The 11,414-nt window shown below is 73.2% G+C and carries 10 protein-coding genes; 2 read left to right on the top strand and 8 right to left on the bottom strand.

From position 1 onward, the window contains the following. Positions 1–1,769 (bottom strand): FAD-dependent oxidoreductase (locus ACFZBT_RS04200; RefSeq protein WP_391098081.1); only part of this gene is annotated, 1,769 nt, incomplete at its 3' end. A 169-nt stretch (positions 1,770–1,938) separates the two neighbouring features. Between ACFZBT_RS04200 and ACFZBT_RS04195 the strand changes: the two genes are divergently transcribed. Next, positions 1,939–2,901, top strand: coding sequence for a TIGR03557 family F420-dependent LLM class oxidoreductase (locus ACFZBT_RS04195; RefSeq protein WP_391098080.1), 963 nt, complete (start codon positions 1,939–1,941; stop codon positions 2,899–2,901). 4 nt (positions 2,902–2,905) lie between these two features. On the opposite strand, the gene ACFZBT_RS04190 is transcribed toward ACFZBT_RS04195, so the two are convergent. Further along, a complete protein-coding gene (locus tag ACFZBT_RS04190; RefSeq protein WP_391098079.1) occupies positions 2,906–3,334 on the bottom strand; it encodes a phage holin family protein in 429 nt (142 codons plus the stop codon). A gap of 48 nt (positions 3,335–3,382) precedes the next feature. On the opposite strand from ACFZBT_RS04190, the gene ACFZBT_RS04185 reads away from it, so the two are divergent. After that, positions 3,383–3,730, top strand: coding sequence for a VOC family protein (locus tag ACFZBT_RS04185; RefSeq protein WP_391098078.1), 348 nt, complete (start codon positions 3,383–3,385; stop codon positions 3,728–3,730). A gap of 18 nt (positions 3,731–3,748) precedes the next feature. On the opposite strand, the gene ACFZBT_RS04180 is transcribed toward ACFZBT_RS04185, so the two are convergent. The 6 genes from ACFZBT_RS04180 to ACFZBT_RS04155 form a co-directional block, all read right to left on the bottom strand. Next, positions 3,749–4,327 (bottom strand): GNAT family N-acetyltransferase, encoded by a 579-nt coding sequence (locus ACFZBT_RS04180; RefSeq protein ID WP_391098077.1) that lies wholly within the window; start codon positions 4,325–4,327, stop codon positions 3,749–3,751. A gap of 38 nt (positions 4,328–4,365) precedes the next feature. After that, the gene (locus ACFZBT_RS04175) at positions 4,366–6,207 is read right to left on the bottom strand and encodes a CocE/NonD family hydrolase (protein WP_391098075.1); all 1,842 of its coding nucleotides are present in this window, start codon (positions 6,205–6,207) and stop codon (positions 4,366–4,368) included. A gap of 72 nt (positions 6,208–6,279) precedes the next feature. Continuing rightward, complete coding sequence (locus ACFZBT_RS04170; RefSeq protein WP_391098074.1) at positions 6,280–7,212, bottom strand: LD-carboxypeptidase; 933 nt, start codon at positions 7,210–7,212, stop codon at positions 6,280–6,282. Then, entirely contained in the window at positions 7,209–9,227 is a 2,019-nt protein-coding gene (locus ACFZBT_RS04165) for a prolyl oligopeptidase family serine peptidase (protein ID WP_391098072.1), read from the bottom strand. Before ACFZBT_RS04165 ends, ACFZBT_RS04170 begins: the two co-directional genes overlap by 4 nt. Positions 9,228–9,231: 4 nt before the next feature. Beyond that, a complete protein-coding gene (locus tag ACFZBT_RS04160) occupies positions 9,232–10,545 on the bottom strand; it encodes a M20/M25/M40 family metallo-hydrolase (RefSeq protein WP_391098071.1) in 1,314 nt (437 codons plus the stop codon). Next, a complete protein-coding gene (locus ACFZBT_RS04155) occupies positions 10,538–11,371 on the bottom strand; it encodes a M55 family metallopeptidase (RefSeq protein WP_391098069.1) in 834 nt (277 codons plus the stop codon). Before ACFZBT_RS04155 ends, ACFZBT_RS04160 begins: the two co-directional genes overlap by 8 nt. Between the last annotated feature and the right edge of the window lie 43 nt (positions 11,372–11,414).

Below are 11,414 nucleotides of genomic sequence, written 5' to 3'. Positions count from 1 at the left end.
CGGGCGGCCTCACCACCCGACTGGCTCCGCACAGGCACTCCACCCCGCCGATTCCTGTCGGGCTCTCCACCCGGCCGGCTCCGCGCGGGTTCACCACCCGGCTGTCCTCCGGGAGGCTCGCCGCCCGGCTGTCCGCCGGGAGAGTCGCCGCCCGGCCCACCCTCAGGCCCGCCGCTCCTGGCCCCCGTACCGCCGAGCGGTCCCTTCGCGGGCTTGTCGGCGGGCCAAGTCCTGGCCCGCTCCGCACCTGGTCGGCCCTTGGCGAGTTCCTCTTCCGACCGCCGCTCCGCGGCCCCGGATCCGGGCCGCACCTGCGTCGCCCCGGATCCGGGCTGCCCCTTCGCGGGCTCGTCTCCGGCCCGGCCCTTCCCGGGCCCGGCGCCGGCCCCCCCGTCGTAGGTGTCGGCCTCGACCGCGGCGCCCGGCCCCGAGCGCGCGTCGGCCTCCCGCCGCCTCCCCGGCCCGCCCGCTACCCGGGCCGGCTCCGGCGACGACGTGTCCAGGGGCACGGACCCGGACCGTACGAGCCCCAACTGCACGGCCTGGCGCGGCAGTACGGCGTCCAGCAGCCAGTCGGCGGCGACCCGGACCCGGTTGCCGGGCATGGCGGCGAGATGGTAGCCACGCGTCACCGCACCCGCCGGCACCCCGGACAGGGCCACACCGAGCGGGTTGGCCGCGGCCTTCGCACCGCCCAGGTCGACGACGAAGCCGAGGTCGCGATGGCGGTAAGGCCTGTGCTCCCCGCCCAGGCCGAGCGACGCGGCGACGTTCTCGGCCGCGACCTTGCCGTGCCGCCAGGCGTGCTGCGCGGTCATCGGCGTATAGCTGCCCGGCGTCTCCAGATCGGGCACCGCGGCCACGTCACCGCACGCGAACAGCTCCGGCCGTCCCGGCACCTGGAAGTGCGTGTCGACGAGCAGCCGCCCCTTCTCCAACGGCAGCCCGAGGGACTCCACCAGCGGGTCGGGCCGTACGCCCACGCACCACACCAGCGTCCGGGTCCCGACGAACTCGCCGTCGCTCAGTACGACCCCGTCGGACGTGGCCTCCTTCACGGAGATGCCCGTCCGCACGTCCACGCCCCGCTGCCGCAGCACCCGGTCGGCCGTGGAGGAGAGCTTCTCGTCCATCTCGGGCAGCACCCGCGACGCCACGTCCAGCAGGATCCAGCGCGGTCGCATGCCCTGCCGCAGCGGGTGCTTGCGGACCTGCGCGTCGGTGAACATCTGCCCGTGGGCCGCGACCTCGGTGCCGGTGTATCCGGCGCCGACCACGACGAAGGTGCAGCGCGCGGCGCACGACTCAGGGTCGTCGGCGGCGGCTGCCAGCTCCACCTGCCGGGTCACGTGGTCACGCAGGTAGAGCGCCTCGGGCAGCCCCCGGAAGCCGTGCGCGTGCTCGGCGACGCCAGGGACGGGCAGCAGCTTGTTGACGCTGCCGGCGGCGAGCACCAGCCGGTCGTAGGCGAGCGTGCCCCCCTCGCCCTCGGGGCCGGTGTAGTGCAGGGTGCGGCCGTCGAGGTCGATCCGGTCGGCCTCGCCGAGTACCAGCCGTACGTGCGGCAGCGTGTCCGAGAGGGAGACCGTGACCCGGCGCGGCTCCAGGACGCCGGCGGCGACCTGGGGCAGCAGCGGCAGGTAGAGGAAGTAGTCGGTCGGGTTCAGCAGCGTGATGTGGGCCCGGCCCCGGGTCTGCCGGGCCAGGGTGCGCGCCGCCCGGTAGCCGGCGAAACCGGCACCGACGATCACGATGCGGGGTCGACTCACGGTTCGCCTCCGGCGCTGTCGCGTACCTCGGGAGCCTTCCGCGTCCCCCTGGCCAGGGCACCCAAACGTCCGCCGGGGACCTGCCGGCCCGAACAGCACCGGTTTCCGGACCGGCGCCCGGGTACCCGGTGCGGGACACGGACCGCCGATCTCCCGGAGGCACTCCCCCATGCCCGAGTACGGCTATTTCCTCTCGTGCGAGCAGTACGGACCCGCCGAGCTGATCGAGCAGGCGCGGATGGCCGAGCAGGCCGGATTCCAGGCGCTGTGGATCTCGGACCACTACCACCCGTGGAACGACGAGCAGGGCCAGAGCCCGTTCGTCTGGTCGGTGATCGGCGCGCTGTCCGAGGCGGTGTCCCTGCCGATCGAGACGGCGGTGACCTGCCCGACCGTGCGGATGCACCCGGCGGTGGTGGCGCAGGCCGCGGCGACCAGCGCGGTGATGACGGCGGGCCGCTTCCGGCTCGGCGTCGGCTCCGGCGAGGCGCTCAACGAGCACATCCTGGGTGACCACTGGCCGCCGGCCCATGTCCGTCTGGACATGCTGGAGGAGGCCATCCAGGTGATGCGCCGGCTGTTCACGGGCGAGGAGGTGAACCACCACGGGCCGCACTACACGGTGGAGAACGCCCGCCTGTACACGGTGCCGGACGAGCCCGTGCCGATCGACATCTCCGGCTTCGGCCCGGCGGCGACCCAGCTGGCGTCCCGCGTCGGCGACGGCTACATCACCATGGCGCCGGACGAGACGATGGTGGAGCAGTACCGCAAGGGCGGAGGCGGCGGAAAGCCGGTCAGCGGCGGCACCAAGGTCTGCTACGACACCGACGCGGACGAGGCCGTACGGACCGTCCACCGGCTCTGGGCGAACGAGCAGCTGCCGGGGGAACTGAGCCAGGTGCTGCCCTCCCCGAAACACTTCGAGCAGGCGCAGCAACTGGTCACCGAGGACATGGTGCGCGAGAACCGGGTGTGCGGGGACGACGTGGACGGCCACGTGGCCGAGCTGCGCCAGTTCTCCGACGCGGGCTTCGACCGGGTCTACGTCAACCAGATCGGGCCCGACCTGCGCGGCTTCTTCGACTTCTACCGCACGAAGGTGCTGCCGCAGCTCCAGCAGGGCCTCTGACGCGTCACGCCCGGGGGCGGGGCACGTCCGGGGCGTCCGTCGGCCGCGGGGGCACCGTGCCCGGGGCGGGCCCGGCGGCGGGCGGGGCCGGCGCCACGGGCGCAGACGGCACTCCGTCGGCCGCGTCGGCCCCGTGCCCGGAACCCGGGCGGGCCATGCCGCGCAGCACATAGGCAGCCGCGCCCAGGAGCACGGCGGTGATCAGCGCCGCCGCCCAGCCGGGCAGGCCGACGGCGAGGGCCAGTCCCACGGCGAGAGCGAGGGCCGCGCCCGCGTACAGGGCGAGGGCGCCGGACGCGGCGTACAGCGAGGCCTTGCGGCGCTGCTTGCGCGTCTGCTCGCGCAGTTCGTCCCGTACGGTCTCCCGCGCCACCTGCGCCAGCTCGTCAACCAGATGTTTGTCCAGATGCTCCAGATGATCCATCGGCTTCATGCCCGGCCGGGTACCCTCGCCCCCTGAGGCGTAACTAGGCTCGTCCTCATGGAGATTCTGGGTGCCACACTGCGCGTCTGCGTCGACGACCTCGAGACCGCGATCCCCTTCTACGAGCGACTGGCGGGCGGCAGCGCCCAGCGCTTCGAACGGGGCGGTGTCGAGGTGGCGGCGATCGGCTGCTTCCTGCTGATGAGCGGTCCCCCGGCCGAACTGGAGGTGCTGCGCAAGGTCTCCGCGACGATCGCCGTCAAGGACGTCGACGACACCCACCGGGTGCTCACCGAGCTGGGCGCCCACATCGTCGCCGGCCCCATCGCGTCACCGGCCGGCCGCAATCTGATCGCGCTGCACCCGGACGGGTCGATCTACGAGTACGTGGACCGCAACCCGTGATGCCCGCCGGGGCCGGGCTCAGCGCCGGTCCGGCCCCGTGACCGTCTCGGCGGTGATCGCCCAGCGTTCGTGGTCGCGCCAGGCCCCGTCGACGAAGAGCATCTTGGGCGAGAAACCCTCCAGCCGGAATCCGCAGCCGCGGGCCAGGGCGATCGACGCGGCGTTCCCCGGCTGGACGTTGATCTCCAGCCGGTGCAGCCGCATCGGCCCGAACGCGTACCGCACGACGAGGTCGAGACCTTCGCGCATCAGCCCCCGCCCGGCGGCGTGCGCGAAGGCGCCGTAGCCCAGCGCCCCGGACTGGAAGCCGCCCTCGACGATGTTGTTGATGTTGATGAACCCGGCGATGGCCCCGGCGCCCCGCTCGCGGACGTCGCCCTTCTCGCAGACGAGGAAGCCGGCCTTGGACGGGTCCTCGATCAGCCGCCCGGCGTACGCGGTGTAGGCCTGGGCGCTCTCGGGCGGGAAGAGCCAGGGGCGGTGCAGGTCCTTGCTCTCCCGTGCCCGGGCGGTGAACTCGGCGCCGTCCCCGTAGGTGAAGTGGCGTATGCCCACCCGGGGGCCTTCGGCGAGGTAGCGGGATGCGTTGTGCGGCACCCCGCCACAGTAACCGCGTCACCTGTGCTTCTTCAGCGTCAGGAACCGACCACCGGCAGCCGGAGCACCCCGGTGTTCCGCGGCCCGCTGACCACGGTCACCGGTTTGACGCCCCGGTTGCCGAAGTACGCGTCGTCGCTCGCCGCGATCACGAACCGCAACCGGTGCCCTTTCTCGTACCGGTGCACGATCCCGGGCAGCGTGACGGTGAAGCTCTTCGTCACGTCCGGTACCCGGACCGGCGCGACCAGGCGGCGCACCAGGGTGCGGGTGCCGTCGGGGGCGACGTCGTAGAGCTTGGCGAACAATACGAGCTTGTCGGCCGCGTCGCCGGAGTTCTGGGTGCGCTCGGCCTTCGGGGAGCGCACCTTGAGCGTGGCCCGGGGCGCGCCCACGACGTCGAGGGGGTGTGACAGGGGTGCGCTGGTCCAGCCGAGGTAGGTGCCCTCGGTGTCGTGCGGTGGGGTGTCGGGCAGCCCGATGAGGCCGGCCAGGGAGCTCTCCGAATGGCTCGTGGGAGTCAGCCAGTTGGTGTAGCCGCGGCTGCCACGGGCCACCTTGTTCCGGTTGTCGACGAGTTTGCCGTCGCCGGAGAGATACAGCGTGCGGCTCGGCTCGGGGAGGCGGTCGGCGGTGGCGTAGGCGCGGTCCGGGTCGGTGATCCAGTCCCGGTGGTAGGCGAAGGCCGGTCCCGTGTCGGCCTGGGTCCGGCCGCGCAGATGGCGGTCGAACCAGGCGAGGACGCGCCGGCCGACGTAGCTGGTCTCCAGGTTGCCCTTCGACAGATCGAGTTCACCTGTGCCGGGGCCGGTGAGTCCGCCGCTGTGGCCCCAGGACTGCCAGATCATCTTCACGGGGGTGCCCTGTGCGCGGAGCGTCCGGTACGTCGCCGTCGCCTCGTTGAGGTTGAAGAGGGTGTCGGCCTGTCCCTGGACCAGCAGGGTGGGTGCCTTGACGCGGTGGAGGTACGACGCCGGCGAGACGCTCCGTGCGAAGGCGAGCAGCTCGGCGGTCCGGTCGGCCGGGTAGGCGCCGGAGTTGAGGGTGTGGATGGTGCGGCAGGCCTTGGTGACGAAGTGCAGACAGGAGAGACGGTTGATGCGGGACGGGTCGAGGCTGGGCTGGAGCAGCGGCTGGCCCTCGCCGATGAGGTAGAAGCCGTTGGTCCACTGCCACTTGAAGACGCCCGGGACGCGGGTACTGCCGGTGGCGTTGTTGGGGTCCAGCGCGTACGCCAGGTCGTTCCAGGTGATCATGGGGACGAGCGCGTCGAGGCGGTGGTCGACGGCGGCCGTGGCCAGCTGGACGGCGCCGCCGTAGGAGCCGCCGATCATGCCGACCCGTGGGTCGCCGGGCCGGTCGAGGGTGACGAAGTCGGCGGTGGTGCCGTCGTCGGCGGCGCGTCTGCCGCCCAGGAAGTCGACCAGTCGCGCGGCGGCGGCACCGTCGATGGCGGGGTCGTCGAGGGAGATGAGACAGCCGCTGCGGCCGAATCCGAGCCCGGAGTAGATGAGGGAGACGTAGCCCCGCTGGGCGAAGGCCTTGCCGATGGTGTCCGTCGAACCGTCCGACTTGCTGCCGCCGAAGCCGTTCGTGCCGAGCACGGCAGGTGCCCGGTGGTTCCGGTCCACTCCCGCCGGGCGGTACAGGTCGGCGTCGACCGTGCAGGGCCGGCCGCCCGCCCGGAGGGTGAATTTGAGCGGGGTGACGGTGTAGGAGTCCGCCGCGGTCGCGGGCGGGGTGAGGGCGAGGGGGGCGGCCAGGGCGGCGCCCAGAGCGAGAGCGAGCGGCGCGCGGGATCTGGGCACGCGTCGGGACACACGGACCTCCACGGTGGGGACTACCCGGATACCGACCAGTAGGTACTTGGTCGTAGTCATCGTGTGACACGTGTCAGAGAGCGTCAATCACCGAAACGAGGGTTTCTTGACAGGTTTTCAGTAATCACATGCTCACCTCAGGGCCGGGTCGTCGAAGGTCAACGTGCCCGTCCCGACGTCCAGTTCGGCGGCCATCCCCAGGGGCATCGTCAGCGCGCCCTCGCCGTGCCCGAACCCGAACTCCTCCACGACCGGGACACCGAGTCCGCCGAGCCGGTCGGCGAAGACCGCGCGCAGGTCCTCGTAGGGGCCGCACGTCGCCCAGGACCCGAGCGCCACCCCGGCGACCCCGTCCAGCCAGCCGCCGCGCAGGAGTTGGGTCAGATACCGGTCCAGGCGGTACGGGCTCTCGCCGACGTCCTCGATCAGCAGCAGTCCGTCCCGGGCCGCCGCGTGGGCGTGCGGGGTGCCGAGGTCGCTGGCGAGCAGGCTCAGGCAGCCGCCCAGCGTGACGCCCCGGGCCCGTCCGGGCACCAGCGCGCCGCCGCCCCCGGGCACGGCCGTGACGGTCCGCACGGACTCCGGCTCGTAGAGGGTCGCCCGCAGATGCTCCTGGGCCCGGGCGCTCTTGAGGAAGTCGACGCCGGCTACCGCGGGACCGTACAGGGTGACCAGTCCGAGACGGGTGGCGAAGGCCTGGTGCAGGACGGTGATGTCGCTGAACCCGGCGAACACCTTCGGTCCCGCCGCCCGCATCGCCGCCCAGTCGAGCAGGTCGACCATGCGCTGCGCCCCGTATCCGCCCCGGGCGCACAGCACCGCGGCGACGGACGGGTCGCACCAGGCGCCCTGCAGATCGGCGGCCCGCTCGGCGTCCGTGCCGGACAGGTAGTCCAACGCGCGGTGCCCGCCGAGCACATGGGGCGCCACCACGGGGTCGAGGTCCCAGCCGCGCAGGATGTCGAGCCCCGCTTGGAGCCGCTCCTCGGGCACGGGCCCGCTCGGCGCGACGACGGCGACCCGGGCGCCGGGAGCGAGCCGGGGCGGTCGCTGCAGCTGGTTCACGTGCTGAGCTCCAGAGTCGGGATGCCGTGCGGATCGAGCCGGAACACCTGGGCGTACAGGGAGAGTTCGGCCTCCAGGGCGCGCACCATGGTCTCCGCCCGGCGGAACCCGTGTCCCTCCCCCTCGAAGGCGAGATAGGCGTGCGGCACTCGCCGGCCCTCCAGCCGGGCCAGGAACCGCTCGCACTGGACGGGCGGGCAGATCGGGTCGTCCAGGCCCTGGAGCAGCAGGAACGGCACGCGGAGGCGGTCGGCGTGGGTGGCGGGCGAGCGCTCCGCGTAGCGCGCGGGCACCTCGGCGAGCGGCCCGATCAGGCTCTCCAGGTACCGCGACTCGAAGTCGTGGGTCTCGCCCGTGCCCCAGCCGGTGAGGTCCAGGATGGGGTACTTGATCGTGCCGCAGGCGTAGACACCGGTCGTGGTGAGCGAGGCGGCCGCGGTCCAGCCACCGGCGCTGCCGCCCCGGACGGCGAGCCGCTCGCGGTCGGCGGTGCCCTCGTCGGCGAGGGCCAGGGCGACGGCGGCGCAGTCCTCGACGTCCACCACGCCCCACTGCTCGCGCAGCCGTTCGCGGTAGGGGCGGCCGTATCCGGTGGAGCCGCCGTAGTTCACCTCGGCGACGCCGATGCCGCGTGAGGTGAAGTAGGCGATCTCCAGGTCGAGCACGAGCGGTGCGCGGCCGGTGGGACCGCCGTGCGCCCAGACGACGTACGGCGGCAGCTCGTCGCCGGGCGCGACACAGCCGGGGTGGTGCGGCGGGTAGATGTGGGCGTGGATGTCGCGTCCGTCCGGGCCGGTGAAGGCGCGGATCTGCGGCTCGGGGTAGTACGCGGGGTCCACGGCGTCGTCGTGCTCGGCGCCGATGACGCGGGCGTGGCCTGTGGCGGCGTCCAGTTCCACGACCTCGTAGGCGCTGCGCGGGCTGGCCCCGACGGCGACGACCCGCTCGCCGTGCGCGGCGAGGGTGGGCGCGAACTCGGTCCAGGGCCCGGCCGCGTCGACGACCTCGCCGGTCTCGGGGTCCAGGATGCCGAGGGCGGTGGCGCCCCGGCCGTGCACGACGGCCACCAGACCGCTGCCGAGCGGCGCGAACCATCGCATGCCGAGCTTCCACAGCGCCCCGCCGAACTCCTCCTCGCGCGGGCACACCGGCTCTCCGTCGAGGTGGAGGTTCCACCAGCCGCTGCGGTCGCTCGCGTGCAGGAGGCGGCCGTCGTGGGTCCAGTCGGCCTGGGCGATGGACTCGCCGGGCCCGCCGGCCACGGTCCGCGCGTCGTGCAGGCGGCCGTCGGGGCCGACGTCGGCGAGGACCAGTTCGGTGCCGTCCCACGGCATGCGCGGATGGTCCCAGGCGAGCCAGGCCGCCCGCCGCCCGTCGGGGGAGAGCTTCGGGCCCGTCACGAACCGGTGCCGGGCGTCGGTGAGTTCCCCTACGGCGCCCCGGTCGTGGGCGGCGGAGCCGTCCAGCGGGACCGCGGCCAGGACGCGGCGCACATCGGTGGGTCCGTCGCCGGTGAACTCCTCCAGCACGCACCACACTTCGCCCCGCTCGGGGCGCAGCAGCGGTTCCGCCCAGCGCAGGCCCGCGCCCACGGGGGACACCGGCGTGAGGGGGCGGGGCTCTCCGCCCGGCTCGTACCGGTACAGCCGCTGGTCGGCGAAGTTCACGAACACCACCAGGGGGCCGTCGTCGCCCGCGTGCGCGGCCCACGGGTGGCCGCCGTACTCGATGACCCGGCTGCGCACGTTCCACGGCGCGGGCAGCACCGCCTCCTCCGTGCCGCCCGCCCGTCGCCCGCCACCGCCCTTGTGACGAGGCGCTTCGCGCCCCACCTCCTGATTGTGCCGCCGCACCAGGGTGCGCCGGCCGCCCTCGGCGGGGCGCGGCTCGGTCCACCACACCTCGTCGCCGACGAAGCCCACGTACTCCGGGTGCCCGTCGTGCGCGGCGGCCAGGGCCGCGTCGATGGGCGAGGGCCACGCCCCGTACGCCAGCGTCCGCACGCTCTCCCCCACTCCCCTAGGCCGTCCGCAGGAACCGGTCGAGTACCCGCACACCGAAGTGCAGCGCCTCGACCGGGACCCGCTCGTCGACCCCGTGGAACATGGCTCCGTAGTCGTAGCCCTCGGGCAGCTTCAGCGGTGTGAAGCCGTAGCCGGTGATGCCGAGGCGCGAGAACTGCTTGGCGTCCGTGCCGCCGGACATGCAGTACGGCACCACGTGCCCCTCCGGGGCGAACTCCTCGACGGCGGCCCGCATCCGGGCGAACGTCGCCGAGTCCACGGGCGACTCGAGGGCCACCTCGCGGTGGTGGAACTCCCACTCCACGTCCGGCCCGGTGAGCCGGTCGAGGGTCTCGCGGAACTCGTCCTCGCCGCCCGGCAGATAGCGGCCGTCCACCTGTGCCACGGCCTCCCCGGGGATCACATTGATCTTGTAACCCGCGTTCAGCATCGTCGGGTTGGCGCTGTTACGCAGGGTCGACTCGACGAGCTTCGCTGCGGGGCCCAGCTTGTCGAGCAGCGCGTCGACGTCCGTCAGGTCGCTGTCGATGCCGTAGAGCGCGGCGAGTTCGGTGAGCGCCGCGCGCACGGTCGCGGTCGGGCGCAGCGGCCATTCGTGCTCGCCGATCCGGGCGATCGCGGCCGACAGCCGGGTCACCGCGTTGTCCCGGTTCACCTTGGAGCCGTGCCCGGCGCGTCCGCGCGCGGTGAGCTTCAGCCAGGCCGTGCCGCGTTCCCCGGCCGCGATCGGGTAGATCTGCCGCCCGTTGCCGTCGTGGAAGGTGAAGGCGCCCGACTCGCTGACGCCCTCGGTGCAGCCCTCGAACAGGGCGGCGTGTTCACCGGCGAGGAACCCGGAGCCGTCCTCGGCGCTGGCCTCCTCGTCCGCGGTGAACGCGATGACGATGTCCCGCCGGGGGCGTACGCCCTGCCGGGCCCAGGCGCGCAGCACGGCGAGGATCATCGCGTCCATGTTCTTCATGTCGACGGCGCCGCGCCCCCAGACGACCCCGTCGCGGACCTCCCCGGAGAACGGGTGCACGCTCCAGTCGGCGGCCTCGGCGGGTACGACGTCCAGATGGCCGTGGAGCAGCAGCGCCCCGGCTCCTGGGTCGGTGCCCTCGACGCGGGCGACGACGTTGGTCCGGCCCTCGGTGCGCTCCAGGAGCGTCGGCTCGATCCCGGCCTCGGCGAGCCGCGCGGCGGCGTACTCGGCGGCGGGCCGCTCCCGGCAGTCGCCCCCGCCCCGGTTGGTGGTGTCGATCCGGATCAGGTCGGACGTGTACGTCACGACCTCGTCCAGCGCCTGCCCGTCCACCTGCTCAGCCATACTGCTCCTCCACCGCGGCCGCGACGATCGTGGTGACCGCCTTGAAGGCGCGGATGCCCTCGTACATGGTCTCGCTCGTGTATGCCACCTTCCGCTCCCCGATCCGGTCCACACCCGGCACGACGGTGGCGGCCATCGCCAGATGTTCCGCGTCGAACTCGACGGCGACGGTGAACGGGCCGCCGCGCACGGGTTCGTGACGTACCGCCAGCCCGGCCGCCTCCTTGGCCGCCGCGCGGATGTCGGCGGCGGTCCGGGCGGGGGTGCGGCACACGGCCGCGTACCGCGACACATGGTCCTTCACCGCGACCTTCAGCGCCTCGGGCGCGTAACCGAGCGCGTCCTCGCAGGCGACGTCGTCCCCGGTGACCAGGACGACCGGCACCCCGAACTCGGCGGCGACATGGGCGTTGAGCAGCCCCTCGCTCGCCCGTACGTCGTTCAGCCACACGCCCGTGATCTGGTTCGCGAGGTAGGTGTGGGCCAGGACGCCCTCCATGCCGGCGCCCGCGTGGTATCCGACGAACGCGATGCCGTCGACGTCGCCGTGCTGCACGCCCTCGACCATGGAGAGCGCCTTGTGCCGCCCGGTGAGCAGCTGGGCCCGTTCGTCCAGCTGCTCCAGCAGCAGATTGCGCATCGTCGCGTGCGCCTCGTTGATGATCACCTCGTCGGCGCCGCCGTCGTGGAAGCCCTGCACGGCGGCGTTGACGTCGGAGGTGAACAGCGAGCGGCAGCGCTCCCACTGCGCGGCGCCCGGCACCACGTCGTCCGGCCAGGTGACCCCGGTGGCGCCCTCCATGTCGGCGCTGACGAGGATTCTCATGACGAGCCGTCCCGGATGGAGATCTTCATGGTTCGTCACGTTA

It is taken from the genome of Streptomyces sp. NPDC008137 (assembly GCF_042957035.1).
In the GTDB taxonomy this organism is placed as follows: Bacteria; Actinomycetota; Actinomycetes; order Streptomycetales; family Streptomycetaceae; genus Streptomyces.
The sequence above is the reverse complement of the archived record's forward strand: the minus strand, read 5'-3'. Positions and strand labels throughout refer to the sequence as shown.

Excerpts from the sequence above, each read along its gene's own strand:
- ACFZBT_RS04195 (WP_391098080.1), top strand. The coding sequence starts at position 1,939 with ATGCCCGAGTACGGCTATTTCCTCTCGTGCGAGCAGTACGGACCCGCC.
- ACFZBT_RS04190 (WP_391098079.1), bottom strand. The coding sequence starts at position 3,334 with ATGAAGCCGATGGATCATCTGGAGCATCTGGACAAACATCTGGTTGAC.
- ACFZBT_RS04185 (WP_391098078.1), top strand. The coding sequence starts at position 3,383 with ATGGAGATTCTGGGTGCCACACTGCGCGTCTGCGTCGACGACCTCGAG.
- ACFZBT_RS04175 (WP_391098075.1), bottom strand. The coding sequence starts at position 6,207 with ATGACTACGACCAAGTACCTACTGGTCGGTATCCGGGTAGTCCCCACC.
- ACFZBT_RS04160 (WP_391098071.1), bottom strand. The coding sequence starts at position 10,545 with ATGGCTGAGCAGGTGGACGGGCAGGCGCTGGACGAGGTCGTGACGTAC.
- ACFZBT_RS04155 (WP_391098069.1), bottom strand. The coding sequence starts at position 11,371 with ATGAGAATCCTCGTCAGCGCCGACATGGAGGGCGCCACCGGGGTCACC.